Raw genomic sequence first — 26,839 nt, forward strand, 5'->3', positions numbered from 1 at the left:
GCCACGCGCTATGACAAGCTCGCGCTTCGCTACGAGGCCACCGTCCAGATCGCTGCCATCAACGAATGGCTCTGACTTCCCAAACAGGCCCTAGCGGTCGCCCTTGACGGTCGCGAGGAACCCGGACCAGACGGGGCTGCCGAAGCTGAGGTGCCCGAGGTCGCGGTTCTGGGTGTCGCGGACCAGGGTGGCGGCCGGGCCCTCGGCGACCTCGACGCAGTTCTGGTGCGAGCCTCCGCTGTAGCTGCTCTTGTGCCACTGGACGTCACTCATGGCGGGAATCCCTCAATCGTCTCTTCGACCAGCCGCAGCGACCGCGCCGGGGACATCGCCGCTGCCTGCAGGCGGTGGAACCTCAGTTTGAACTCTCCCACGGCGTCGGCGTCGTGCACGAACTGGCCCTTGTAGGCCGACTCCGCGTACACGATCTCCCGGTCGGGGGAGGGGTCGAGCACGGTGAACGGGCCGACCAGCCCGGGATGCAGGGGTTCATCCGTGATCTGCAAGGTTATCCGCTCGCTTCCGGCGAGAGCGTGGATGTGCTGGAGCTGCTCGCGCATGATCGGCCCGGAATCGACGGGCTCCATCAGAACCGCCCGGCCGATCACCACCATCATCACCGGGGTCTCCGCACTCTGGAAGCGCTCGCCCCGGGCGATGCGGTCCCGCACGCTCGCCTCGGTCCTGGCCGGCGGCTCCCACGGCGTGACGGCGCGCATGACCGCCGTCGCGTAGCTCGTGGTCTGGAGCAGCGAGGGCACCAGGAACGGGTGGAACTCCAGGATGGAGGCGGCCTTCTTCTCCAGGTCCTCCATCTGGCCCAGCCACGGGATCTTGCCCGCCCTGGACAGGTCGTCCCACAGCCTCGCCAGCTCGTCACCCGTGCCCAGGGCCTCGTCCAGCGTCGCGAGGACGTCCTCGGTCGGGGAGGTCCGGCCGCACTCCAGGTTGGACACCGCCGAACCCTTCACGCCCAGGGCCCGGCCCAGCGTCTCCTGGGTCAGTCTGGCGGCGTCGCGACGCTCCTTGAGGATCGCCCCCCACCGCTCGCGGACATCCGTGATCGCCTTCGTCATGCCTGATATTTGCACACAAGAAAAGGACAAAACGGTACTACCGTGATTTCCGTTCACCCGATGGAGTTTCGCAAGAACTCCATCCGCGCGAATGGACTTTCGCGGAAACGCCACGGGAGGAGGCGGAGGACGCGGCCCCTCGCCAAGCTGACCAGGAACGGCGAAGCCCAGGTCAAGGGAGTGACGGCGATGAACAGCGGGCACGGGCGCGGCGGGGACCGGTGGCGGGCGGAACTCCCACGGAGGATCGCGCCCCGCGTTCCGGGCGTCCGCACGGTCAGCTGGGGGCCGCTGCCGGAACAGGTGGCCTCCGCGCGCGCCTGGTGCCGGAACGGGACCAGGCTCAGCCACGACCGCGCCTACCCGCTGATGGCCGTCCTCTCCGAACTCCACACGAACGCCCTGCGACACAGCGCCTCGGGGCGGCCGTGCGGGCGGGTGCGCATGGAGATGTCGGAGAGCCGGGGCGTGTTCCGGGTCGCCGTGACCGACGACGGCGCCCCCGCGGGCGCGCCGCACAGCGTCCCCGAGGTGGGCGGCGGCTTCGGCCTGCGCCTGGTGGAACGGTTGGCCGCCGACTGGGGGTGGACCGGTGAACCCGGACACCCGCTCACCGTGTGGGCGCTCGTCGACCCGCGTGCCCCCCTCCCGGCGGACGAGGGGGAGGGGGTGGGGCCGCAGGGCACTCCGGAGGTCGGCGGACGCGCCGCCGGCGTTTCGGCCCGGCGCGGAGTCGGCTGACCACGGCCCGAGGACACCCGTGGGAGGGGAAGAGGAGACGGAGGGGAGGGCCGTGCTCACGGCCCACCCCTCCGTCCCCCGCACCCGAGATCGGCTTCTTGGCCGCTTCCGGTCATTCCGGGAACTCCGTCCCAGGTCAGGGGGTCCGCACGCCCGGCCTGTCCTGCGACCTGGATATCTTGGGTTCCGGTAATCGGCTGAATACGACTGATACTTCCGGTTGAGTCAGAACGTATTCGCAGTTCAGAACAGGAAAGTGGGTGAGCCTGTGTCCGGTGGCACTGGTGTGAACGCGGACGACGCCTATGCGGGCGGTTCGGCCTCGGCGGACGCGGCGGCCCGGCTCAGGGATCTGCCGACCGACTTCGACGAGGCGGTCCAGGCGGCCAAGAACGCGGTGAGCCCCGCGCCGGGCATCACGGGGTGGGGTTCCTTCGGGGAGGACCACGCGCAGCACATGGTCGACGTCAAGGAGCACGCGAGGACCCTCGCCGAGAACATCCAGGACGGCGCCTACGAAGCCGCCGTGACGGACCTCGAAGCGGCAGAGGAGTACCACATCCCGATCAACGGCCCGCAGCCCTTCTAGAAGACTTGTTCACCCTCACACCCCCTTGTCCCTGAGGCCCCTCCCATATTCCCCTCACACCCCAGTTTTTGGAGTCCCCCTTGTCCGCGCTCAGCTACACCGAATGCGAGATCGACCGAGGAGCTGTCGCAACTGCCATCACCACCTTTGACGAGTTGCACGCCAAGATCAGCGGCAGGTCAGGCGAGTACAACACCATCACCCAGCCGGTGGGGTTCGATTTCAGCGGCCTCATCGGAGAAGGGCTGAGAAGCGCCGCCGAGGAGAACCATTTCTCCTGGAGCAGCGCAATGATGGCGTGCTATCACGCTTCTGGGGTTCTCAGCAAGATCAACGAAGATGTCAAGTGGTACGAGGACAAGATCGAGGAGATCAAGGGAAACCTCTCCACCGCCCTGGCCAACAATGCTGAGCCGGACAACCTGAACATCGTCCAGCAGATCGTCGATTCCCACAACCTGGACGCCGAGCGTGCGTGGCGGGATCTGGAGACCCGCTGTGACGAGTCCCAGGAAAACCTTCGTGGTGGCCCGACCCCCGAGAACATCCGTGCCCTGGCCGAGGGCGGGCACCTGGGGGAGTACGGCCTCATCGCCTTCTACGCGACCGAGAACCTGGATTACTTCCACGTAGACGAAAACCAGGCCGAGACGATCGCGATCCACATCGAGAATGCTGTCCTGCACGGTCACGACGGAAGCATCGAGGCGCTCGAAGGCAACCCCGAGTACCTCGCCCTCATCGGGAACGTGGTCGCGCGCGCACTGACGGCCCAGCAGAACGGCGACCAGCTCCTGGACGGGGAGATCGAGTTCCTGGAGACGCTCTTCGGGGACCTCAGCGCCGTCGGTAGCGATGACCCCGGGTTTCTCAGCTTCATCGACCAGGTGAACTCCAGCGAGCACATCAGCGACTCGCTGCGGGAGGACCTCAACCGGAACCTGTCCAACTCGATGCTCGTGCTCTCCGACGAGAACATCGGTGGCGGAATGGATCGACTCCCCCAGGATGTAATAGATACGGCTGTCGGCCCGATGCCAGGGGCTAGCTTTTACTCCGAATTGAACGACTGGCAGGACAACTATATCCTTCTGAGTGACTTTTTGGCGACTTCTGGCCCGAGCGTGGGTGGCGGGGTTGAATTTTCAGTTGAACTGGCCAGTTCAACTGCACGAATGCTTGGGCATATGAATGGGGGGCTTGAAGAGAGCCATTTTGAGACGATGATTGATATAGCCTCCAGAAATAACGAGGCAAACTATGTTCTCCTGACTGGAGAATATCCTGATGGTTCATCCTATCAACTGGATGAGGCCAACGCTAGTATCGTCCCGGAAGTTTTCTTCGAGAAGATCTACTCGCATGAATGGGATGACGAAGGGGAGTCTGCAAGAAGGATCACGGATTGGATTTCCTCTGTCCGACAAGACGGCACTCCAGAAGAGATTGATATGGCTGGAAATGCTGCACATGCTTATATTTCGATGCTAGCTGGAGACGGCGAAGGGGATAATCCTTTCTTTGGGACCGGGGAAAAAGTGGAAGGGAATGAAAATATATCGGTGGCGGAGTTGAATTCCGAGATTGCTGACGGTCTTGCTGATATCTATATATCCTTCATTGATGACTTCACTCTTGATCACAGTCAGGATGGATATCGGGAGATATTTGACCACAGGGAAGGGTCGCTGCCTTTTCATCTTCCTGGGGATGATGTACTTCTTCTGCCTCTGGATGTCAGGGAAAGGTTCATGCAACTACTTGTTGCGAACGACGAGGTTTCCCCCCGAGTTCTGGTGGCGACAGAAGCGCAAGAGCGAAGAATTATCGAAGAGACTTTCAAGAACCCTGAAATGGAAGCTCAGGTGGGTGGTACAACAGCTGGTGACCTGAGGGAGATGATGACCAACGCAATCATCCAGGAACATCTTGGGCGAGAGGAAGAAATCACTGAGGCGCGAGATTCGGCCCTGCAAAAATGGGAGGCTGCCTATGGGATATTTTCGAGCCTGGTGGGCGAAAAAGTTGGAGGGGGAGTGGTTGCCTCAATCGCCACGGACACGCTTCTAGATGTTATGAATACGAAGTACACGGAGTTTGCTGAGGCGAAGATCCAGGAAAATATTCCCAGTTCATACATGCTGGAGAATGAGGATGGAGAATCAACGCCCGCGGGGGACTTCATTTTCTATGACCCGCAGTCTGAGACGGACCATGCCACACTTCAGGTAGCAAGCGTTTTTCTCGAAATGGGTCTCATTGACATGGAAGATCTGCAGGATAGGAGTCTTCTTATCACAGACTCTCAGGGGAATGAGCGCCTTCCGGTAACTACCACCGAGTGGGACGGAGTCCCTGCGAAGGTGGGAGATCTTGCAGAACTCATCGGAGGAATCTCCCTTAATGGCGTCCCAATGGGAGGGGATGTCGGGGATTACATTGACGCATACGAGACCTCCTATGAGCCCAATCTCTACAAAAGCAACCTCGAGGAGTAGTGTATAAAGTGGGCTTTTTTCGCGCGAAAAAAATTTATGTACCACTTTCGATCATTGCCGTTCTGGTCCTCGGGGTGGGAATCTCCTTTTTTGTGTCTGGTCGAAATGATTTTGAGCATGAAATTATTGACGTTTCTGGGGGAGATGGCGACATAGTTCGTTCGATGATCGACGTGCAGCAAGTAAGGGATTTCATGGAAGAGGAAGGGGAGGAGGATATTCTATCGGTAGAGCCTGCTGAGGGAGGTGCTGTCGTAGTTCTGGAGAACGGTGTGGTATCTGTCGGTGGCGATCCACTTAGAAGGCGATGGTTTCACGAAGGGGAAAATCAGATTTCTGGTGTCTCGGTCACGCCAGATGGCAATTTGGTCGTCCTTGGTTTCGGAGGGGATGAAGAGCACCTTGGGCGCCATCAGTTCCTGATAATCGATGCCTTGAGTGGGAGCATTGAAGGATCCTACCGTTCGCGGGATGGAGAAGGTGTCAGATTCAGTGTCTTGGATGGAGTGCGCCTACTCTTCTCCGAGGCGGGGTTGGTGGAGGCGCGCAGACTAGAGGACGACGATTACTTGTGGTCTTTCGATGTCGCTCAGGAATGTAGTGATGGATCTGTGGAAGAAATTCAAGCCGAAGCGATTTCCGGTGCCGCTGTGTTGGTTGTCAGATGTTCTGACCGGAATGAAGTGAGTGCAACTGGTCTTGATGCCTCAAATGGAGATGTCCTGTGGAGGCGGGCATGGGAAGGTGAAGGGTTTCCTAGTGTTATCCCTCTCTCCCAGATTACCGTGGCAGGAGAGGATGATGATCCTGTAGCGGGTATCGTCAGGAATCAATTTAACGGTGATTATGTGTTGCTTTCTGATGGGACTGGAAGGGACGTAAATCCGAATTTCTGGGAAGCGGACGAGGCTTTGGGTGACTATATTGAGCCGCCGGATGGCTCGGGTGGAGAAATTCCGGAGGTTGTAGTTGCTGTTGCCAATGAGCAAGAAATGAATGATCGCCTCACGCTTCAGGCTGCACATGAGTTCTATGAAAAGGGAAAGATATCTATGGATGATCTAGAAGAAGATTTCCTTTTGATTGAGGGGGATGGTGAAAACGCGAGACTTCCCATGGTGCCAAGTGAATGGGATGGTGGGGTGAGTGTGAAAATTTCCGCCTTGAGTGATATCCTTGCGGGTGCGGTATAGGAATTATTGCATTCCTTGTTGGGGTTCTCTGATTTTTGGTCGAACTTTGTTTCTTGCTCGACGGTCTGTGAGAAATGCGTGCCGCGGATGAGATGGAGAAGCCGGGCGGGGGCGGCCGTTGTGGCGCTGTTCGTGGTGGTTTCGACGGGTTGCGCGGCTCAGGGCGAGACGGTGGCGGATGCCGAGGTGGCCGACGATGCGCGGGGCGCGTTCACCATGGCTGAGGTCGAGGCGGTGGAGGAGTTCCTGGCGGACGACCAGCGGGGCCCTGCCACGGAGTTGCTGGCCACCGGCTCCGGTGTGCTCGCCCTGTTCGACGACCAGGTGGTCTCCTTCGGGGCGGATCCGGTGGCGGAGGCGTGGCGTCACGAGATCTCGGAACCGGTGCGTGACGTGTCCGTGGCGAGCACCGGAGAGGCTGTACTACTGCGGTACGGAGCCGATGTGGGGCCCGTGGCCGGGGAACGGGTCACGGTGCTGGACGCAGAGCGCGGCAGGGTCCTGGAGTCCTATATCGACAGGGGCGAGACGGCTGCGGGCGAGGGGCACCTGCTGAGAAGCCTATGGGTGGCAACTGATCCCGGAGAGGTGCTGAGGGCCAGGCGAATCGCGGACGGTGAGGTGGCGTGGGAACATAACCTGACCGACACGTGCTCCGGGGGAAGAGCGGACGACATCGAGATGGTGGATGCCGGGACCCAGTTGCTGGTGGCGTACGCGTGTGGGGAGGACGGCACGGCTCACGTCGCGATGCTCGACGGCAGTACCGGGGAACCGTTCTGGGAGGAGTCCTGGGCGGGCGATCCTGTGCCCCGGGTACACGTGGTGCACGAGCACACGGTCCCGGGAGGCCCGGACGACCCGGTCTCCCGGATGTTCGCCGACGAAGCCAGCGGGGAGACGGCCTTTCTCTACGGGAGCGAGAGCGACGGGGTAGAGGTGTTCGTTCCCGAACCCTGGCGGAGCGCGCCGGGGGTGGGTAAGTACGCGGCCCAACCCATGGAGGACTTCGAGGCGGCCCCTCGAGAGCTCGTCCTGCACTCGGCCCCGCGGAGAAACATGCATGACCATGTTCTCCTGGGTGCGGTCCGGTGGTTGGTCGAGGAGGACAGCGTTCCTTTCACCACGGAGGACATCGACGAGTCTCTGTTGATCGACGGCGAGGTCGTGCAGAATCCCCGTCAGTGGACGGTGGGGGCACCCGGTTATGTCTCAGCTCTGTTGGTCGAGGTCGAGGAGGCTTTCTCCTAGCGGTCTCTTCCCCTCGTGCTGTGTCAAAAATGCTCTTCGCGGAGAAAGGATGATCGGTGTCCCGTGGTGTGAATGCGGTTTCCGCAGGCAGGAGGCCCTTATCCGCCTCGATCGCTGTTCCTGTGCTGATCTCCTTCTCTCTGCTCGTCTGCTCCTGCTCCTTCCCCGGTGAAGCGGGCGGTGAGGAGGAGGTCTCAGAGCCCTCGGCGGTCACCTCGGTGAGCGGAGTCGGCTGGGAGTGGGAGGCCTCCGAGGGCCGCACGATCGAGAGGGTGGAGCCGGTCCCGACCGGTGCTGCTGTCGTGCTGGACACCGGGATCGTGGTCCTGCACGGACAGTCCGGCGAGGAGGTCTGGAGCCATCTCGCCGCGGAGGGGGAGAGGTTCACGACTACCCGCACCGTGGACGGCTCGGCCTTCCTGGTCGCGCACGGTGCCGAGGACGCCGAGGTGCCGGAGGAGAGCCTGGTGCTCGACGCCGCCACCGGGGCGGAGGAAGGGGAGTTCCGGGTCCTGGAGGAGGCGGCTCCCTGGGGCCTGTGGCGCGTCAGCCGCGATGAGCGGGTGTCCCGCCCCGCTGGTGAGTCGGAGTCCTTCCGCCCGATCTCGGTCGCCGAGGTGGGAAACGGTGAGCTCCGCTGGGAGCAGGAGGAGCCGCTGGAGTGCGAGGCCGCGCCAGGGCTTCCTGCCCAGCAGGTCGACGCGCTTCTTCACGAGTCGGTGCTAGCGGTCCTGGTCACGTGCAGCCCTGAGCGGTTCGAGGAGGCCATGGAGGTGACGACCGCGGTCGTCGGCCTGGACCTCGCGGACGGCGGCGAACTCTGGCGAGAGGAGTTCACCCACGAGGCATCGGGTCCCTTTCCCGCGGCCTCCGTCTCCCTCGACGGAGACATGATTGTCCTCCAGGGTGTCGAGCTTCCCGAGGCGCATGTCCTCAACGCCTCCAACGGGGAGGTCGTCGCCAGTGCTCCGCAGGACGTGGTGGGAGTGTTCGGTGGCGACATTCTGGCGTGGGACGGAAGTTCCGGGGGTCGTCGCTACGACCTGCTCGGGACGGACCTGGAGACGGTGGAGTCCGTCGAGCTTCCCGAGCGTTCGGGCGGAGCGCTGCTGAGCGAGGAGGATGTTCTCCCCCTCGGTGACGGCCTGGTCGGTGTGGAGGTTCTGGAGGAGGACGGCGCTCCCTCCGCGCTGGCTCTGGGTTTCACGCCTTGGGGCGGTGCTGAGACCGAGGTGCTCGACCCCGGTTTCCCGATCGAGGCTGACGACTACTTCGCCAGGTTCACGGGGCAGCTGGTCGAGGTTCCCGGCGCGGTCGTGCTGGTGGACGGAAGGTCCCCGGAGCCCACGCAGTTGGTCGCTTACCAGTGAGCGCACCCGTTCCTGACCGTGCCGGGGACCGGCGCACGGAAACCCGTCCTGCTCCTCGGACATGAAGGGCACAGTGCAGGTGAGGAAGGAAACGGGCCGCGAATGTCACGGATGAGCCGGATGGGGGCGGCCGCTGTGGCGCTGTCCGTGTTGGTGTCGACAGGTTGCTCGGCGCTTGGTGGCGGGCACGAGGTGGCCGAGTCGGTGGCCGAACTGGATCACCGGTCAGCTGTGAGTGAGGTCGCGTGGGACTGGGCTGCGCCGGACAGCTCACGGTCGGCGGTCTTCCCGGTACCCGGCGGCGTGGCGGTCCTGCAGGCAGCCGGAGTCGTCGTCCTGTCGGGGGAGACCGGTGAGGAACTCTGGCAGTACCGGGTCTCCGAGGGGGAGGTCTCGGGAAACGTCTCCGACGACGGCCGCCACGTCGTGCTCCGGTCGGAGAGCGGCACCGGGGCGGACACGGGAGGGGCGGAGCTGACCGTTCTCGACTCGGGAACCGGCGAGATCGTGCACGAGTTCGACTCCAGCGGTGTCGAGGCTGTCGAACGAGTCGGCCTCGCCCCGCAGATCGGAGAGTCCCTCAGCGGTGTCACCGGTGACCTCTGGGTCGTCCAGGACGAGGACGGGGTGGCCGCACACCATGTGGAGGACGGCGAAGTTCTGTGGTCGTCGGCCACGGCAGACCTGGCGCGGTGCACGGACGTCGGCTCCGTCGACGACCTCGCCGTCCTCGACGACGTCGTGGTCGCCGCCTTCACCTGTTACGAGCAGCCGGAAGGTGAGGACCCGGTCGACATGACGGAGGGGCAGGAGTTCGTCTCAGGGCTGGCGGGGCTCGATCCCACCACCGGTGAGGAGCTGTGGCGGTCCGAGGACCAGCTCGGATTGTTCCCGGCAGACTCACACGGCAGGGTCCTGACGGTTCAGGACAGCGGTTTGATCGTCGTCGAGTACCCCTACGCAGAGGTCCACCAGCTGGTCGACCCCTCCACCGGTGACGTGACGGATCTCGGGCGGAACGACGTCCTGTGGTCGAGTTCCGACGGTTCCGGGCTGGGGGTCTGGCACGCCGAGTCCAGGGACTACCGACACGAGGATCGTTCCGGTGAGGCTCTCACGAGCCTCGTGGAGGAGACCGGGGCCGTGCCCGCGCCCACCGTCAGCGGCGGTGGGTTCCTCGGCCTGGAAGCCGGAGTCCTATACCTGGCGGAGGAGGTCGAAGGAGGGGCTGATGCGCCGGTACTGGCCTACTTCGCCGGCTTCCAGGGTGCTTCCGAGATCACGGCCGACCGGGCCGCGCAGAGGACGGAGGTCCACGACGCCGTGTCCGTACCGGGTGCCGTCGCGGTCTCCTACACCGACGACGAAGGACGGAGCGGCGTCATCGGGCTGCGCTAGAAGGCAGACAGTCGCAGCGCCCGCCTCAGGTGAGCGAGTCCGCATTGTGCGAGGTTGAAGCGGATCCCATTCTCCTGGCCGCATCTGCTGCTCCGAGGCCCCCGCCCCCGTTCCAGGAGAGGGAGTCCTGCCGCCAGGCTCGTCGTCGCGCCTGGATATCGTGGCTCGAGGTCATCAGGTAAAGGCGACACATCATGCTGGTTCCGTGAACTTCGGGGCGTCCTGGTAACTCATCGTGTGGAGACCCTGTCAGATGAAAACCTTCACCCCGCGAGCGTGTACAGCGGTTGTCCTCCTTGCCGCTCTGCTGCTGTCAGTGGCATGTTCGGATTCGTCCATCCTCGGAAACGGGGTTTCGCATGTGACTGCTGAACGTGAGGTGCAGGAACCGCCCCCGGTCGAGTCGGTGAGTCGAGCGGCATGGGAGTGGGCGGTTCCCGAGGGGCACTCGATCCGCTCGGTGGAAGCCTCCCCGGTCGGTCCCCTGCTCTCGTTGAACGCCGGCGTGGTCGGTCTGGATGGTGTATCGGGCGAGGAGGTCTGGCACTACCTCGCACCGGAGGAGGAACGGTTCGTCTCCCAGGTGATGAACGACGGCTCCGCGGTGCTCGTGTCACACGGGGCGGAGGACGCCGAAACTCCTTCCAGGGTCCTGCTGCTCGACGCCCGCAGCGGTGAGGTCCTGACCGAGTTCGAGCCTGTGCCCCATGACTGGAACCCAGGATTCACCAACGGTGAGGCCCGGGCTTTCGTCACCGGCCCCGAGGATCTGGTCTCGGTGGCGGGGCTCGATGACGGTGAGGAGCTGTGGAGGCAGCCGGAGCAGTTGACGTGCGAGAGGGAGCCGGATGCCGATATCACGCACCAAGGCGTCTACGGCATGTACGAGTCGGTGGTGGTCACGGTGGCGAACTGCACCGGCGCTACGGAGATCGCAGCGCAGGTGGTGGCAGGTCTAGACGCCAGGACCGGTGAGGAACTATGGCGTTGGGAGACGGAGAACGAGCGCCTGCACATGTTCACGTTCGCCGGAGACCATGTCGCGGTCGCCTTGCCCAGCGGTGGAGATCTCGCCGTGATCAACGTACTGGACGGAGCCGTCATCCAGGAGACGGATGTGAACCTTTTGCATTTGCGGGAGGACGGCTACCTCGTGCGGGTCGCGGACGCGGAACAAGAGGACGATCTCTTCGAGTTCCGTCGGTTCGACGGTGAGGGTGCGCAGTCGGTGACCTTCCAAGATCAGAACGCCATGGCTGTCTTCGGTGAGGACGAAAATGTGGCACTTGCCGATGGTGTGGTCAGCGTTCAGAGTCGCTTGGGCGGATACGACCTGACGGAACTGTCCGTGGCCTTCACCCCGTGGGGGAGCGACGAGTTCACCGTTCTCGAATCCGGTTTCCCGGCGGGCCCGACGGGGCTTGAATATCCGGAGGAGATTCCCCGGGTTTCCCACGTCCCCGGGGCAGTGGTCCTGCTGGACGCGGAAAGGCCCTCACAGGAGATCATCGCCTACCAGTGAGCACACCCGCTCGACCGTGCCGGGGACCGGCGTCCGGGGTCCGGTCCTTCACCTGTGACATGAGCACTCCGAAAGGACACCTCTCCGTGAGATACGGGGCAACCGTCGCCGTGGCGGCCACTTTTCTCCTCACGTCCCGCGGTTCGGGCGACTCGGCCGGGACGGGCGGCTCGGGCGGCGCGGAGGAGATACGGGACCTGGACCGTCCGGGCTCCGTCAGCGGTGTGGCGTGGACCTGGGAAGCCCCCGAGGGTGTCGCCGACCTCGTCGGCGTCCACGCGGTTCCCGGCGGAATCGCCGCCGTCGTGGACGACGGGGTGATCGGGCTCTCCGGGGAGAACGGCGGAGTCATGTGGGAGCACCGGGTGCCCGGAAGCGAGGTGTTCGGTGCGGTGGCGGGCCAGGGGCGGTACTTCGTGCTCCAGGTCCTGGACCCCGATGACACGGAGGCGCCGCCGAGGATGATCGTCGTCGACCTCTCCACGGGTGAGCCCGTCCACGACTACGAACTGCGGGACGGGGACAGCGCGTCCGGACTCGTCAGAGGAGGACTGGCCGGCGTCACCGGTGAGCACTGGATCACCGTGGAGGACGACGAGGACCTGGTCGCCCATGAGCTGGGCAGTGATGCGACCGCCTGGTCCGTCCCCGACGTGGCCGGGTGCGACGGTGTCGGCAGCGTCGACCGGGCTGCCGCGACGGACGACGTCCTGGTGGCGGCCTTCACCTGTTACGAGCAGCCCGAGGGCGAGGACCCGGTCGAGATGACCGAGGGGCAGGAGTTCGTGTCGGGTTTCGCGGGTTTCGATCCGCAGACGGGGGACGAGCTGTGGCGCACGGAGGCGCCGGCGGGCATGTTCCCCGGCGACGCCCACGAGCGCGACCTCACCGTGCACGAGAGCGGGATCGTCACCGCCTACTACCCCTATGAGCAGGTCGGACAGGTCGTCGATGCCGCCACGGGTGACGTCGAGGCGCTGGAGGGGGGAGAAGTCCTCTGGTCCAGCGAGGACGGCTCCCTCGTGGGAATGTGGGACGGGCGTACGCGCGGCTACCGGATCCAGGAGATCGGCGGAGACGTGCGGGAGAGCCTGGGGGCCGAGCGGGTCGGTGAGGGAACGGCGATCGTCAACGCGCTCCAGGGGGACGTCGAGACGGTCGGACTGGAGGGCGGGGCACTCCATATGGGCGGCCTCTTCGAAGGCGGGGCGGGGGAGACGGAACTGGCCGCCTTCGAGGGTTTCGAGGAGACTGTCCCGGTCACCTTCTCGTGGGACGCGGAAGCCTCCATGGAGGTGGACCAGACCGTCGTCGCACCGGGTGCCGTCGCGGTCTCCTACATCGACCACTCCGGGAGCAGCGGGGTCATGGGGCTCCAGTAGGTTCGATCGGCCCGGAACCGCCGGGTGCGGGGCGTACACCCCGCACCCGGCGGCGGGAGGGGCCTACCCCTCGGACCGGAAGAGGTCGAGGAACGCGGCTGCGAAGGCCGCCGCGTGGGCGGCGGCGACGGGCTGCCACCGGGTGTCGGAGTCCTCGTCCTTGCCGCTGAGCAGGTCGGAGACACCCCGGATCACCAGGGAGTCGGTGCCCGAGGACAGGTAGGCGCTGCGCAGGAAGCCGTAGCCCTCCATCTCCACCGCGACCGCGTCCCCGCAGTGCTCGCGCAGCCGTTCGGCGGTGAGCGAGCCCCGGTCCGCGACGACCTTGTTCCCCGAGGCCACCGGCTTGACGAAGGCCCGGGGCGGCTGCGGGAGGCGGTCCGTCAGCACGCGTTCCGGCCACTCCTGCCGGAACACCACGTCCATGGCCCGCTGCACGGCGGCGTGGGACGGGGCCGCCGTCTTCGCCCTCGAACGGAAGTCCTCCGCGTCCTCCTTGCCCGTCTCGTAGTCGTAGATCGCGTCGGCCACCACCACGTCGCCGAGCCGCACGTCCTTGACGCCGCCGGCCACACCGACGAACAGGACGACCTCCGGCGCGAAGGCCGTGCGCGCCCTCTCCAGCGACACGCCCGCGTCCACGTTGCCCGGCCCGACCTGGGCCAGGGCGACCCGGCGCGACCGCCGCTCCCCGCCGAGCGTGCCGATCCGGTAGAGGGTGCCGCTCTCGCCGTGCTCCTCGAACGGGCCGGTCAGGTGCGCCGCCACCGCCGCGTACTCGCTCGCGATGGCGGTGATCACCACCGCGTCCGCGAGCGTGCCGCGCCGGGCGTGCCGACCGGCGGACGGCGCCACCGACGGTTCGGGGGCGGCGGTTCCCTTGTTGACGGTGGTGCTGCCGGGGCCGAAGTTCATGCCGTCGGCGTTCTGCGTCCCGAACACCTGGTTGCCGTGGTTCGTGCCGTCCATGTCCTGCCTCCACACCTTCGTCCGTTGCCATGCCCTGTGCATGCGTCCGTGCCGCCGGGCCGCCGGACGGGCCGCGCGCCCGTGCCGACGGGACCGCGGCCGGGTCCTGCCCGGGGGCGACCGCGCGCGGCCCCGGGCGCCTACTTCCGGCCGGATCCGTCCCTGCCGGACCCGGCCCCTGGGCCAGCGGCGGGCGCGGTGCTCCGGCCGCCGCTCCCGCTTCCCGCCCCGGACCCCTTGTTGACGGTGGTGCTGCCGGGGCCGAAGTTCATCCCGTCGGCGTTCTGCGTCCCGAACACCTGGTTGCCGTAGTTGTTGTTGACGTGGTTGATGATGCGGCGCACCTGTTCGGTGTCGTAGCCCGCCTCCCGCAACACGTCCCGGACGCAGATGAGCACCTTCTCCGGGACGGTCCGGGTGACGCGTTCGACGTCGTGGGCCTGGAACTCCTGGTCCAGGTCGGGTGAGGCCGAGCGGTGCCTGATACCCATCCTGGGGGAGTAGTCGACGAACTCCCCGTGTGCCCGGGCCCAGGAGTACAGCCTTGTGTTCTCCGCTGCGGCACGGCGGGACCCGACCCAGGCCAACGCTTCCGCGGGGTTGGTCCTGAGGTCGTCCAGGACTCCGGTGAACGCAGCCCAGAACAGCTGCGCCGCCTCCGCGGGTCCGGAGCCGAACGGCAGGGGGCCCGTCGGAACCTGGTAGGCGGAGGAGACCGGTGGCATGACCAGGGTCTCGCCCTCGATGTTGAGCAGTCCGCCCTGGATGGTCAGCCGGACGAAGAAGGTCACGACCACCTGGCTCTCCCACATGCTGACGCCGATCTCCACGAAGTGGCGGGCGCGCTCGTGGAAGGCGTCGACGAATTCGCCGACCCATTCCTCGCGCAGCCGCCACCTCCGCTGGTCGATCAGCACCGGTGCCAACAGGGTGATGTCGTCCTGGCGCTTCCCCGACAGGAACACGCAGTCGGCCACCTCGACCTCGCGGCGGGTGCTCGTCCCCATGCCCTCGGTGCCGGTGAGTTGGGGGACCTCCGTGCGCAGTCGGTCATAGAGGCGTTCGATCAGCGCCGAACCGGCCACCGCGGGGACGGCCCCGTCCGTTTCCGGGGCCGCTTCGGGCTCGCTCTCCGTGTCCTGTCCCCACGACTCGTCCCGCTCCCTCCGCTCGGGGAAGAGCTTGAGGATCACGGGCCAGGAGGCATAGGGCTCGCCGACGCCGACGAACGGAGTGAGGTCGCTGTAGAAGGCCACCGGCACGGTGCCCACGCCGCTGTCCCTCCGAGGGTGCACTGCCCTCAGCCGGATCGCGTGGAGCGCGGCGTTGGTCCGTTTCCGTACCCAGAAGCCGATGCCGGCCGTGGTGCTCAGCAGGATCAGAAGAGCCGCCCAGGTGGGGAGGACGGCCCCGAGACCGCCCGGGGCGGAGGCCCCCGACGTACCCATGCCGGAAGCGTCCGGGCCCAGCGGGTACGCGATCTCGCCCATGAGGAGGGCCGGGGCGACGACGCCCACGAGAAGGAGGACAGCCACCACGCTGATCAGCACGCCCAGGCACCCTCCGCGTCCCCGCGAGGCATCCTCGCCCTTACGGCGACGGTGCCGCGCCAGGGCGACCAGTACCCCGACCAGGACGAGGGCGGTGAGCGAGGCCGGGAAGTTGAAGAGGGAGAGCACGGCGACGGCGCCGAGGAACAGCGCTCCCGCGGTGGCTCGGACGTCACGCGCCCTGCGGCACTCCTCGGTGACGCGCACCGCGTCCAGCCCGGGTTCCCGGGGCACGGCGCGGTAGGGGTTCTCCAACCGCTCGCGCAGGACGTCGGCACGGAAGGCCGGATCCTGCCAGGCCGCGCAGCTCAGCCGCGCGGTGGAGTCGTATTCGGGGGCTCCCGCCGCGTGCTCGACGCTCCACACGGCGGGAGCCGCGGCGAAGGGGGCGGCCGGGGCCGCTGCCGGAGGAGGGGGGACGCGGTCGGCAGGCCGCCTGCTCTGCTCGGGGACGTGCTCGGTCACGGTGGTCTCCTTCTGATCCCGGGCGCCGGCCATCGGTGTCCGGTCTCGGACGGACGGGGGATGTGGTGCTACCGGGGGCGGGAGGGAGGTCGGGGGCTGCGGGTCTCTCCGGGGGGCTCCCTACAGGTCGGGGGTCGTGGCGGGGGCGCCGCCGGGGACCCTGGCGGACTCCCACGCGGTGTCGAAGATCCGCAGCGCGAAGTCGTACAGGGCCCCGGACCGGTGGGCGACCACGCAGGGGGAGTGCCGCCCGTGCGCGTCGCCCTGGTACAGCGTGAGGAAGACGAGGTTGTCGGTGGCGATGACACGGTAGAGGTTCGGGAGGTCGTAGAAGCGGATTTCCGTGTTCTTCCGGTCCCGGGTGGCCTCGGCCAGGTAGTGGAAGTTGGCCAGCACCTGCTCGGTGAGCAGGCCGCGGCCGAAACCGGGGTCGAGGGAGATGAGCTCCTCCTCCCTCCGCCCCAGCCAGGAACCACCGTCCCCGGGGGCGCCGCCCGGGGCGGTCCCGTCCCGGCTCCCGGCCGGGAGCTCCGCCGGTCCCTCCCCCTCCGCCTCCGGGGAGGCGGCAGGGGAGGACCGGTCGGAGCCCGGGTCGGGCAGGAGCACCCGGACGAAGTCCGGCGGCCGTCCTCCGCCGTTCCACAGCGGCGCGAAGCCGTCCCGGGTGAGTTCGTTCCCCCGCCCGACCATGACGCGGAGCCAGCGCGCCCGGCTGATCTCGCCGGACAGCTCGGCCCTCGCGTCGTCCTGGCGCCGGTGGACCCGCAGCACTCCGAGCCCGCTCAGGCGGGCGACCGCTGCCAGGAGCCACCAGCGCAGACGTCGGGACAGCAGGCCCCCGAGCCCGACGGTGACGGCCGTGGCGGCCAGCGAACTGGTGACCCCGAGCATGAATTCCGTCAACGTGGGCTCCTCGTGGGGTTCCGGACCGGCCCGACTCGGCAGGCGACTTTCTAGTCACCCTGACCATAATGGGTGATCTGTTTCAGGTCAAGGGGACCTTTAGTAGATTGGCCGGATGACGCACAGCGCTCCACCAGCGGTTCCCCGGTTCCCCGTCTCGGTGACGGTCGACCTCGTCATCTTCACGGTCCGGGACGACGCCCTCCACGTGCTCCTCGTCGAGCGGGGCAAGGAGCCCTTCCTCGGCGGCAGCGCCCTTCCCGGCGGCTACGTCCGCCCCGACGAGGGGCTGGACGAGGCCGCGCTGCGCGAACTGCGGGAGGAGACCGGTCTGGACGGCGGGCGGCTCCACCTGGAGCAGCTGCGGTCCTACGGAGACCCCGGCCGCGATCCGAGGGGGCGCGTCATCACCGTCGCCTACCTGGCGCTGGGACCGGACCTCCCCGCTCCGGTGGCGGGGACCGACGCCGCCCACGCCTTCTGGGCCCCGGTGGGGGAGGCCCTGCGCGCGGACTTCGGCCTCTCCTTCGACCACGGGGCGATCCTGGCCGACGCGGTCGAGCGGGCCCGCTCCAAGCTGGAGTACACCACGGTGGCCACGAGCTTCTGCCGGGAGCCCTTCACGGTCAGCGACCTGCGGCACGTCTACGAGGTGATCTGGGGGATCGCGCTGGACCCCAGCAACTTCCGCCGCAAGGTCACGCGGACGGCGGGCTTCCTCGAACCCACCGGGGAGCGCCGGACCTCGGAGACCGGCCGCCCGGCCGCCCTGTACCGGTTCGGCGGGGCCGCCGTGATGTCCCCGCCGCTCCTGCGCTCCGGTGACATCGCCGGCCGGGGCGCCGGGGGCGGTTCCGGCCGCGGGTGAGGCGGACGGCGCGTCGTGCGACACCCGCGGCCGGGGGAGCGGCACCCGGCGCCCCCGGCCGCGGGCGGGGCGGGGGTCCGGGCCCCGACGCGCCGGGGCCCGCCCGGGCCCGGGGTGGAACGGGAAACGGACACCGTGGTTGGCTACGGACATGTTCGCTATCACCGCAGCACGCATCTCACCCGAGGACCCGCTCTCCGGCCTGGAGGCGGGTGAACGCCCCGACCCCGAACCCCGCGAGGGGTGGACCGTGGTCGACGTCAGGGCCGCCGCCCTCAACCACCACGACCTGTGGAGCCTGCGGGGCACGGCGCTCAGCGAGAAGCACCTGCCGATGGTCCTGGGCACCGACGCGGCCGGCACCGACGAGGACGGCAACGAGGTCATCGTGCACGGCGTCGTCGGCGACCCCGCGGCGGGCGGCGGCGACGAGACCCTCGACCCGCGCCGGTCGCTGTTCTCGGAGGTCTACGACGGCTGCCTCGCGGAGAAGATCGCCGTCCCGAGGCGCAACCTGGTGCCCAAGCCGCCGGAGCTGAGCTTCGAGGAGGCCGCCTGCCTGCCCACCGCGTGGCTCACCGCCTACAGCATGCTCTTCGGCAAGGCCGACCTCCGGCCCGGTTCCGCGGTGCTCGTGCAGGGTGCGGGCGGCGGGGTGTCGGCGGCCCTCATCCGGCTGGCGTCCCACGTGGGGCACCGCGTCTACACCACCAGCAGGAGCGGGGCCAAGAGGGAGCGGGCGCTCGCCCTGGGCGCCCACGCGGCGCTGCCCACGGGCGAGCGGCTGCCGGAGAGGGTCGACGCCGTCTTCGACTCGGTCGGCAAGGCCACCTGGGGCCACTCCCTGCGCTCCCTCAAGCCGGGCGGCGCGGTCATCACCTGCGGCGCCACCAGCGGTGACGCCCCCTCCGCCGAACTCAACCGCGTGTTCTTCCTCCAGCTGCGGGTCATCGGCTCCACCATGGGGACCCGGGAGGAACTGGACGCCCTGGCGCGGATGTGCGCCCGCACCGGCGTGCGCCCCGAGATCGACCGGGTGCTGCCCCTGGAGCGGGCCCGGGAGGGGTTCCGGGCGATGCTCGACGGGGACCACTTCGGCAAGATCGTCTTCACGGTCTGACCCGCGTCCGCCGGCCCAGCCCGGGGCGGCGCGTGCCGTGGCAGTCCCGGGGGCCGCGCCCCCGGAGTCCCGCCCGGCGGGACCCTCCGCCGGACGGACCGCCCGACCGGTCCCTGGTCCCGGGTCCCGGCGAGGGGTTGCGGAGTCGAGGACAGAGGATGACCGCCTCTCCCCGTAGCTTCGTCCCGGAGACGCCGGGCGGGGCCCGGCCGAGGACACGGAGGCACACCATGCTGCGCGGAATGAGCACCATCAGCCTGTGGGCGGACGACGTCACCGAGGCCGTCGACTGGTACACGGAGGTCCTGGGCGCCGAACCGTACTTCGAGCGCCCGGGACAGGGGCTGCCGCCCGCCTACGTCGAGTTCCGGATCGGCGACCACCAGCACGAACTGGGCATCATCGACCGCAGGTACGCCCCGGCCCCCGCGAGGCCGGGCCCGGGCGGAGCGGTGGTGTTCTGGCACGTGGACGACGTGGAGGGAGCCGTCGGGCGCCTGCTCGGACTGGGCGCGACCGAGTACGAGCCGATCACGGAACGGGGCCCGGGTTTCGTCACCGCGTCGGTGGTCGACCCGTTCGGCAACGTGCTGGGGGTCATGTACAACTCCCACTACCTGGAGATGCTCGACGCGCGCTGAGCCCCGCGCTCGCCACGGCGGACGGGGCACGGTGCGCCCCGCGGCGCCCGCGCCCCGGGAGGCGTGGGAACCGATCCACCGCACGCCCCTCGGCGCCCGCGCGCCCCGGGAACGCCGGAGGGCCGGGAGCCCGCGGCGTCCCGGCCCTCCCGGGGGCGGACGGCGCGTCCGCCGCCCCCGTCCCGCCCGCTACTCGTCGTCCTCGTCCTCGTCGCGGCGGCGCTTCTTCTTGCCGTCCCTGCCCGGGCGCAGCAGCGCCTCGGCCAGGGCGAGCACCGTCTCCTCCAGGGAGGAGAACCGCTTGGTGATGTCGTCGTGCGAGTTCTCGACCGCCTCGGTGACGGTCTCCTCCAGCTCGTGGCGGTCCGGACGCTGCTTGAGCTCGCGCAGCACCGGGGCCACCGCCGAGGTGACGTGCTCGTCGATCTCGTCCAGCTTGCCGGAGTGGTCCAGCTGCGGACGGTCCACCAGGTCGGTCAGGCGGCGGTGCAGCTCACTGACCTCCATGGTCTGCGGAAGCTGGTTGAGCCGCTGGTTGAGCGCCTCCAGCCGGTCGTCGATGGCCTCCATGCGGCCGTCCACGCCCTCGAAGTGCCCGCTGACGCCCTCGAACTGGCCCTCGACGCCGTTGATCCGGCCGTCCACGCCGTCCAGGCGGCCGTTGACACCGTCCATCCGGCCGTCGATGCGGTCGATCTTGCCCTCGACGGACTCGAAGCTTCCCTCGAAGTGCCCCTCGAAGGTGTCGAAGCGGTCGGTGAGGCGGCCCAGCTCGTGGTCCACCTTGCCGGTGATCTGCGAGAGGTGGTTGTCGACCTTGCCGGTCAGCGCCTCGCGCTGCCGCTCCAGGCGCTCGTCCAGCGCGCCGCGGTGGGCCTCGACCTGCTCGGTGAGCGCCTCGGCCAGCGTCCGGTGCCGCTCCTCGGACTCCGTGGAGAGCCTGTCGCCGGACTCCCGGACGGACTCGCGCAGCTCCGCGAAGCCCGCGGTGACCCGCTCGGAGTCCTCGGAGATCCGGGCGCCCAGGGCGTCGGTGCGCTCGGCCAGGGCCTCGCGCAGCCGCTCCGACGTGGACTCGGCGTGCTCCCGGGTCTCGGTACGGCCCAGCTCCATCTCCTCGCCGAGCTCGGCCAGGCGCTGGCGCAGGTGGGTGCGCAGCTCGGTGAGCGACGACTCGTGGTTCTCCCGCAGCTTGGCGAGCGATCCCGTGACGTCGGCGACGGCGGCGGTCGCCTCGGCGTGGTTCTCCTCGGCCTGCGTGCTGAGGTAGCCGACGCTCTCCGTGACCTTGGCGGCCAGGGCCTCGTGCTTGCCGGTGAGGGCCTCGTGGCGCTCGCCGGACGCGGTCGCCAGGGCGGTGAGCTCCCCGGCCAGGGCGGTGGTGCGCTCGCCCAGCTCGCCGGTGTTCTCCTGGAGGCGGGCCAGCAGGGCCTCGTGCTGCTGCGCGGTGCGCTCCTCCAGGGAGGTGCGCAGCTCGGCCGTGCGCTCCTCCAGGGCGGTGCGCAGTTCGGCCGTGCGCTCCCCGCCCTCGGTGCGGAGCTCGGCGGCCCGCTCCTCGACGGAGGCCCGGAGGTCGCCGGCGCGCTCCTCCACGAGGGTCCGCAGCTCGCCGGAGACCTCTTCGACCTTGGCGGTGACGGTCTCGCCCAGGGCGGCGCCTGCGGCGGTGAGGGCCTCGCGGCTCTCGGCGACGACGCCCGCCAGGCTCTCGCGCCCGGCCTCGACGGCGCCGGTGATCTCGGTCCGCCCGGCGGCCAGCGCCTCGGCCAGCTCGGTGCGCCCCTCGGCGAGGGAGTCGGAGAGCTCGGTGCGGCTCTCGGCCAGAGCGGTGACGACGGCCCCGTGCCGCTCGCCGGAGACCTCGGAGAGGGCGGACAGCGACGCCTCGACGGCGTCGGCCTTGGCGGTGAGCGCGGCGAGGGCGGTGTCGAGGGAGTCCAGGCGGGCGCCCACGGTCTCGCTCAGCCCGTTCAGGCGCTCACCGAGCTCGGTGACCTGGTCGGCCGTCCGGTCGCCGGTCTCGGCCATCCGCTGGAGGCGGGTGAGCACGGTGTCCAGGTGTCCGGCGATGCGCTGGGTGTCGGCCCGCAGGGAGGGCATGTCCGACAGCGGCTTGACCTGCTGGCCGACGACCTCGATGTGCTCGGCGAGGGTCTCGGCCCATTCCGGCGGGCGGGCGAGGAAGTCGTCGATGCGCCCGTTGACCGTGGTGACGGACTCGGCGAGGGAGGTGAGCTCGCGCTCGCGCAGTTCGCGGAGCAGCCACTCCATCCCCTCGAGGCGCTGGCGCATCTCCTCGCTGACGGCGCCCTGCGACTTCTGCTCGGAGACGTGCTCCTGGGCGGCCTGGGAGAGCAGGTCACGCATCCGGTCGGAGACACCGGACTGGCCTCCCCCGTTGAGGAAGTTGTGATTGGTCTGTTCCACCGAGGTGCTCCTTTGGTTCTGGCGCTCCCGTACCCGTGCGGGGGAGTGGACGGTTCCGGACGGGTCGGGTTCTCGATGGTCCCCGGGCGGGCGGCGCTCCCGCGATGGTTACCGCCCCATCGTGACTGGAGTGTGACTGTCCGTATATATACGGCGCAAGGTCCGAGATCCGACCGCATCGCGGGGCGGACCGCTCACACGAGTCTTCCGGGTGAATCCATGAGAAGGGAAGGACTGCAGCGGTCGTCAGTTTAACGACCTGGGTCCCTTCGCCCCCAGGGGACGGCGGAAGATCTGGGTGAGAGAGGTAACGATCTGGGGTCCGCGCCCCCGCCGCCCGGCGTGCCGGGGGCCCGGGCGCCGACGGGCCGCCGACGGGGGGTCACCCCGGGGAGGGGGTCCCGACCTCGCGGCACAGCAGGCAGAAGGGCCGGTCGCCGATCCTGGTGAGGACCACGGTCACCGACTCGGGGCCCGACGCCCGCAGATCACGGCGCAGCTTCTCCGTGTCCACGGCCGATCCGCGTTTCTTGATCGTTACCGTCCCGGCGTTCAGCGCCCGCACCGCAGACCTCAGGCGCTTCAGGGAGAACGGCAGCATCTCCACCACCTCCAGCACCCGCCACAGCGGCGACACGGCCGCCGTGTCCGCGGTGAAGTAGGCGATCCGCTCGTCCAGCAGCGCGCCGTCCACCCGCGCCGCCGCCTCCGCCACCAGGTGCGACCGCACCACGGCCGGGTCCGGGTCGTACAGGTAGCGCCGGGCCGGGGCCACGGGCGCCGGGCCCGCCCCGGGGTCGGCGTCCAGGTGCGCGGCCGCCCCCTCCCGGGCCAGCAGGCCCTCGCGCTCGTGCAGGACCGTGGCGCGCCGCCGGGCCCCCGCGCCCTCCGCCAGGGCGCCGAACCACAGGGCCGTCTCCTTGAGCTCCCCGTCCACCGAGATCCACTCGGCGGAGGCGTCCTCGGGCAGTGCCTCGTGCGGGATGCCCGGAGCCGCCTTCAGGCAGGCGGCCTCCGCGGCCCCGGCCAGCCCCGTCGCCACGTCCCACGGGGGGGAGTAGGCGGCCGGGTCGAACACCCGGCCGCGCCCGCCGCGCCTGGCCGGGTCGCAGAACAGCAGCGGGTAGCGGCCGACCGCCGACGCGCCGACCTCGCCCTCGCGGACCCGCGCCAGGTCCGACAGCCCGAGGGCCCCGATGTTGGCGCGGGCGACCGCCACCGTCAGCGGGTCGGAGTCCACGCCCTCCACGGGGACGCCGCGCCCGGCCAGCGCCAGCAGGTCCGCGCCGATCCCGCAGCACAGGTCGCCCGTGGAGCCGCCCGCCGGCACCGAACCCGCGACCGCGGCGGTCCGCCCCGCCCGGTACTCGGCCACGACGCGCCGGGTGGACTGCTCCAGGCCGTTCGGGGTGAAGAACATCCGCCCCGCCGCGTCGCCGAACTTGGCCCGGCCGCGCTCGCGGAGGGAGACCTGGGTCAGGAGCGCGTTGACCAGCTCCGAGACGGGTAGATCAGGGTCCAGGGCCGCCACGCGCGGGTCGGACCGCAGCAGGGACGCCGTGCCGAGCTGGTCCCGGACCGCGCTCCCCGGATCGACGCCCGCCAGCACCTCCCGGCCCGCGTCGGAGAGCAGCGCCTCGAAGGCGGGCACGCGCATGGGGTTCACCTCGGACGTCGAAGGGCGGTCTGTGTCGGCGGACCCGGACGCCCCGCGCGTCGTGGGGGCCGCCGCGGCGCGGGCAGGATGCCCGGCTCCTCACGGAAGTCCCCGACCGGGGGTCACGGTCGCATTTCCATTCTGGCACTCTCAGGGGTAGAGTGCTAATCGCGACGACGCCGGTCTGGCACCCGCGACGACAGGCCGCCTCTGTCGCCCCTTTTTCGCAGTCGGTCCGCGTGCCAGCGCGGACCGGAGCCAGTACACCGAAACTTTGAAGGGGGAGGTCACACCGTGTCGACCGCCACCAAGACCGTGCTGAAGCCGCTCGAGGACCGCGTCGTGGTCAGGACGCTGGAGGCCGAGCAGACCACCGCTTCCGGTCTGGTCATCCCGGACACCGCCAAGGAGAAGCCCCAGGAGGGCGAGATCCTCGCCGTGGGCCCCGGCCGTTGGGACGACGAGGGCGACAAGCGCATCCCGCTGGACGTGAAGGTCGGCGACGTCGTCCTCTACAGCAAGTACGGCGGCACCGAGGTCAAGTACGACGGCCAGGAGTACCTGGTCCTCTCCGCCCGCGACCTGCTCGCGGTCGTCGAGAAGTAGGTCTCGACGGGGCCCGGTCCACCGGGCTCGGAGCCAGGCATCCCGCACCGGTCGGCATAACGCCGGGCGGGGCGGGATGCTCGTTTTATACGAGCCTCAAGAGGAAGCACCCACATGCCGAAGATCCTGGAGTTCGAGGACGACGCCCGCCGCGCCCTCGAGCGGGGCGTCGACCGCCTCGCCAACGCCGTCAAGGTGACGCTCGGCCCGCGCGGCCGCAACGTCGTCATCGACAAGAAGTTCGGCGCCCCCACCATCACGAACGACGGCGTGACCGTCGCCCGTGAGATCGAGCTGGACGACCCGTACGAGAACCTGGGCGCCCAGCTGGTCAAGGAGGTCGCCACCAAGACCAACGACGCCGCCGGTGACGGCACCACCACCGCGACCGTCCTGGCCCAGGCCCTGGTCCGCGAGGGTCTGCGCAGCGTCACCTCCGGCGCCTCCCCGCTCGCCCTCAAGAGGGGCATCGACGCCGCGGCCGCCCGCGTCTCCGAGATCCTCCTGGAGCGCGCCCGCCCCGTCGAGGAGCGCGAGGACATCGCCTACGTGGCGACCAACTCCGCCCAGGACGCCCAGATCGGCGACCTGATCGCCGAGGCGTTCGACAAGGTCGGCAAGGACGGCGTCATCACGGTGGAGGAGGCCCCCACCTTCGGGATGGACCTCGACTTCACCGAGGGGCTCCAGTTCGACAAGGGCTACGTCTCGCCCTACTTCGTCACCGACGGCGACCGCCAGGAGGCGGTGCTGGAGGACGCCCTCATCCTCATCAACCAGGGGAAGATCAGCAGCCTCAACGAGCTGCTGCCCCTGCTGGAGAAGGTCGTCCAGAGCAAGAAGCCGCTCCTGATCATCGCCGAGGACATCGACGGCGACGCGCTGGGCGCCCTGGTGCTCAACAAGATCCGGGGCACGCTCAACGTCGCCGCCGTCAAGGCGCCCGGCTTCGGCGAGCGCCGCAAGGCCATGCTCCAGGACATCGCCGTCCTCACCGGCGGCCAGGTCATCGCCGAGGAGGTCGGCCTGACCCTGGAGAACGCCGAGCTCGACGCGCTGGGCAGCGCCCGTCGCACCGTCATCACGAAGGACGCGACGACCATCGTCGACGGTGCCGGCGAGCAGTCCGAGATCGACGACCGCGTGCGCCAGATCCGCAAGGAGATCGAGGCGAGCGACTCCGACTGGGACCGCGAGAAGCTCCAGGAGCGCCTGGCCAAGCTCGCGGGCGGCGTGTCCGTCCTGCGCGTCGGCGCCGCCACCGAGGTGGAGCTCAAGGAGAAGAAGCACCGCCTGGAGGACGCCATCTCGGCGACCCGCGCGGCCATCGAGGAGGGCATCGTCGCCGGCGGCGGGGCCTCCCTGGTGCACGCGGCGTCCGCCCTGGACGACCTCGGGCTGACCGGCGACGAGGCCACCGGTGTGGCGATCGTGCGCCGCGCCCTGGTCGAGCCCGCCCGGTGGATCGCGGAGAACGCGGGCGCCGAGGGCTACGTCGTGACCCACCGGATCTCCGAGCTGGAGGTCGGCCACGGTTACAACGCCGCCAAGGGCACCTACGGCGACCTGACCGCCCAGGGCATCCTCGACCCGGTCAAGGTCTCCCGCTCCGCCGTCCAGAACGCCGCGTCCATCGCGGGCATGCTCCTGACCACCGAGGTCCTGGTGGCGGACAAGCCCGAGGAGGAGGCGGACGACCACGGCCACGGCCACGGTCACTGACCCCACGCCCCGGACCCGGTGACGGGTCGGGTGTGAATCCGGCCCGGGGGCGGGACACGTCGGTGTCCCGCCCCCGCGCACTACCACGTGAGCCCCTCTTTTCCCTCTGGAGTGTGTGGCGTTTTCGGACGTTTTTCCCAAAACGTGACCATTCCGTAGTTGGCGATTGGAGCGGTTGGGTCCCGCAGTGGGGGCATCATTCCTAACGTGACGGATGCAGGCGCCCGGGGGGGCGCTACCGCGCAGCGGCCAGGGACACACGGGCAGGCGGACTCCGCCGCCCGCGACACAGGGTTGAACCATCTGGGCTCGCTCGCCGTCCGGGGGGACGACGGGGCCATGGACTCGCTGTTGCGCGCGGTCCGGCCCATGGTGGTCAGGTACTGCCACGCACGCCTCGCCCGGGTCTCGGGCCTGGCCCACTACTCCGACGACGTGGCGCAGGAAGTCTGCATCGCGCTGCTCTCGGCCGTACCGCGCTACCAGGACCGGGGCCGCCCCTTCGCGGCCTTCGTGTTCGGCATCGCCGCCCACAAGGTCGCCGACACCCTGCGCGTCGCGGGCAGGGTGGAGACGGTGCCCACCGACGCGGTGCCCGAACAGCCGGACGACGACCCGGGACCGGAGGAGTCGGCGGTGCGGGTGATCGAGGCCCAGCGCGCCAGGGAGCTCCTGGACGAGCTGCCGGAACAGCAGCGCAAGCTCCTGGTCATGAGGGTGATCGCAGGACTGACAGCGGATGAGACGGGACATGTACTGGGAATGTCGGCGGGCGCGGTACGGGTCGCCCAGCACCGAGCTATCGCTCGGCTTCGGCAGGTGGCCGTGGCGAACCGCCTCCTCCCCTGAACACGGCGGACGCCCCCGTCCCGGGCGCCGCGTGTGCCCCGA

Annotated in this window: 22 protein-coding genes; 15 read left to right on the top strand and 7 right to left on the bottom strand. The window is 68.6% G+C overall.

The features are described 5' to 3' along the window. Positions 1–90 precede the first annotated feature (90 nt). The gene (locus ABZ234_RS29290) at positions 91–273 is read right to left on the bottom strand and encodes a DUF397 domain-containing protein (RefSeq protein ID WP_267948070.1); all 183 of its coding nucleotides are present in this window, start codon (positions 271–273) and stop codon (positions 91–93) included. Next, entirely contained in the window at positions 270–1,076 is an 807-nt protein-coding gene (locus ABZ234_RS29295; RefSeq protein WP_267948071.1) for a helix-turn-helix transcriptional regulator, read from the bottom strand. The genes ABZ234_RS29290 and ABZ234_RS29295 overlap by 4 nt, the downstream gene beginning before the upstream one ends. A 189-nt stretch (positions 1,077–1,265) precedes the next feature. Here ABZ234_RS29295 and ABZ234_RS29300 point away from each other — a divergent pair, with 189 nt between their 5' ends. The 9 genes from ABZ234_RS29300 to ABZ234_RS29340 all read left to right on the top strand — a co-directional run bounded on the left by ABZ234_RS29300 (position 1,266) and on the right by ABZ234_RS29340 (position 13,020). Further along, complete coding sequence (locus ABZ234_RS29300) at positions 1,266–1,817, top strand: ATP-binding protein (RefSeq protein ID WP_355014152.1); 552 nt, start codon at positions 1,266–1,268, stop codon at positions 1,815–1,817. A 286-nt stretch (positions 1,818–2,103) separates the two neighbouring features. Continuing rightward, positions 2,104–2,406, top strand: a complete 303-nt coding sequence (locus ABZ234_RS29305) for a hypothetical protein (RefSeq protein ID WP_355014153.1) — start codon at positions 2,104–2,106, stop codon at positions 2,404–2,406. 80 nt (positions 2,407–2,486) lie between these two features. Next, entirely contained in the window at positions 2,487–4,904 is a 2,418-nt protein-coding gene (locus ABZ234_RS29310) for a hypothetical protein (RefSeq protein WP_355014154.1), read from the top strand. Continuing rightward, positions 4,904–6,097, top strand: a complete 1,194-nt coding sequence (locus tag ABZ234_RS29315; protein ID WP_355014155.1) for a hypothetical protein — start codon at positions 4,904–4,906, stop codon at positions 6,095–6,097. Before ABZ234_RS29310 ends, ABZ234_RS29315 begins: the two co-directional genes overlap by 1 nt. Before the next feature lie 120 nt (positions 6,098–6,217). Beyond that, positions 6,218–7,348, top strand: coding sequence for a PQQ-binding-like beta-propeller repeat protein (locus ABZ234_RS29320; protein ID WP_355014156.1), 1,131 nt, complete (start codon positions 6,218–6,220; stop codon positions 7,346–7,348). Positions 7,349–7,470: 122 nt separating this feature from the next. Then, entirely contained in the window at positions 7,471–8,718 is a 1,248-nt protein-coding gene (locus ABZ234_RS29325; RefSeq protein ID WP_355014157.1) for a hypothetical protein, read from the top strand. Between the two features lie 120 nt (positions 8,719–8,838). Further along, positions 8,839–10,116 (top strand): PQQ-binding-like beta-propeller repeat protein, encoded by a 1,278-nt coding sequence (locus ABZ234_RS29330; RefSeq protein ID WP_355014171.1) that lies wholly within the window; start codon positions 8,839–8,841, stop codon positions 10,114–10,116. A gap of 253 nt (positions 10,117–10,369) precedes the next feature. Then, positions 10,370–11,638, top strand: a complete 1,269-nt coding sequence (locus ABZ234_RS29335) for a PQQ-binding-like beta-propeller repeat protein (RefSeq protein WP_355014158.1) — start codon at positions 10,370–10,372, stop codon at positions 11,636–11,638. Between the two features lie 86 nt (positions 11,639–11,724). Beyond that, a complete protein-coding gene (locus tag ABZ234_RS29340; RefSeq protein ID WP_355014159.1) occupies positions 11,725–13,020 on the top strand; it encodes a PQQ-binding-like beta-propeller repeat protein in 1,296 nt (431 codons plus the stop codon). 63 nt (positions 13,021–13,083) lie between these two features. On the opposite strand, the gene ABZ234_RS29345 is transcribed toward ABZ234_RS29340, so the two are convergent. From ABZ234_RS29345 to ABZ234_RS29355, 3 genes are all read right to left on the bottom strand, one after another. After that, the gene (locus tag ABZ234_RS29345) at positions 13,084–13,989 is read right to left on the bottom strand and encodes a 5'-methylthioadenosine/S-adenosylhomocysteine nucleosidase (RefSeq protein ID WP_355014160.1); all 906 of its coding nucleotides are present in this window, start codon (positions 13,987–13,989) and stop codon (positions 13,084–13,086) included. 140 nt (positions 13,990–14,129) lie between these two features. After that, positions 14,130–16,004, bottom strand: coding sequence for a hypothetical protein (locus tag ABZ234_RS29350; RefSeq protein ID WP_355014161.1), 1,875 nt, complete (start codon positions 16,002–16,004; stop codon positions 14,130–14,132). A gap of 120 nt (positions 16,005–16,124) precedes the next feature. Next, positions 16,125–16,907 (bottom strand): hypothetical protein, encoded by a 783-nt coding sequence (locus ABZ234_RS29355; protein ID WP_355014162.1) that lies wholly within the window; start codon positions 16,905–16,907, stop codon positions 16,125–16,127. 115 nt (positions 16,908–17,022) lie between these two features. On the opposite strand from ABZ234_RS29355, the gene ABZ234_RS29360 reads away from it, so the two are divergent. The 3 genes from ABZ234_RS29360 to ABZ234_RS29370 all read left to right on the top strand — a co-directional run bounded on the left by ABZ234_RS29360 (position 17,023) and on the right by ABZ234_RS29370 (position 19,536). Next, the gene (locus tag ABZ234_RS29360) at positions 17,023–17,775 is read left to right on the top strand and encodes an NUDIX domain-containing protein (protein ID WP_355014163.1); all 753 of its coding nucleotides are present in this window, start codon (positions 17,023–17,025) and stop codon (positions 17,773–17,775) included. A gap of 151 nt (positions 17,776–17,926) precedes the next feature. Next, entirely contained in the window at positions 17,927–18,895 is a 969-nt protein-coding gene (locus ABZ234_RS29365) for a zinc-binding dehydrogenase (protein ID WP_355014164.1), read from the top strand. 230 nt (positions 18,896–19,125) lie between these two features. Beyond that, positions 19,126–19,536, top strand: a complete 411-nt coding sequence (locus ABZ234_RS29370) for a VOC family protein (RefSeq protein WP_355014165.1) — start codon at positions 19,126–19,128, stop codon at positions 19,534–19,536. A gap of 189 nt (positions 19,537–19,725) precedes the next feature. Here the strand turns inward: ABZ234_RS29370 and ABZ234_RS29375 are convergent, their stop codons facing one another. After that, positions 19,726–21,963: a hypothetical protein gene (locus ABZ234_RS29375; protein WP_355014166.1), complete on the bottom strand. Its 2,238-nt coding sequence runs from the start codon at positions 21,961–21,963 to the stop codon at positions 19,726–19,728. Between the two features lie 382 nt (positions 21,964–22,345). Continuing rightward, positions 22,346–23,620, bottom strand: coding sequence for a class I SAM-dependent methyltransferase (locus tag ABZ234_RS29380; RefSeq protein WP_355014167.1), 1,275 nt, complete (start codon positions 23,618–23,620; stop codon positions 22,346–22,348). A gap of 294 nt (positions 23,621–23,914) precedes the next feature. Between ABZ234_RS29380 and groES the strand changes: the two genes are divergently transcribed. The 3 genes from groES (at position 23,915) to ABZ234_RS29395 (ending at position 26,797) form a co-directional block, all read left to right on the top strand. Then, complete coding sequence (gene groES / locus ABZ234_RS29385; RefSeq protein WP_267948087.1) at positions 23,915–24,226, top strand: co-chaperone GroES; 312 nt, start codon at positions 23,915–23,917, stop codon at positions 24,224–24,226. Positions 24,227–24,340: 114 nt separating this feature from the next. Then, complete coding sequence (groL, locus tag ABZ234_RS29390) at positions 24,341–25,948, top strand: chaperonin GroEL (protein ID WP_267948088.1); 1,608 nt, start codon at positions 24,341–24,343, stop codon at positions 25,946–25,948. A 165-nt stretch (positions 25,949–26,113) separates the two neighbouring features. Further along, positions 26,114–26,797, top strand: a complete 684-nt coding sequence (locus tag ABZ234_RS29395) for a sigma-70 family RNA polymerase sigma factor (protein WP_267950242.1) — start codon at positions 26,114–26,116, stop codon at positions 26,795–26,797. Positions 26,798–26,839 lie beyond the last annotated feature (42 nt).

The sequence above is a fragment of the Nocardiopsis sp. NPDC006198 genome (genome assembly GCF_040613895.1).
Taxonomy (GTDB): Bacteria; Actinomycetota; Actinomycetes; order Streptosporangiales; family Streptosporangiaceae; genus Nocardiopsis; species Nocardiopsis tropica.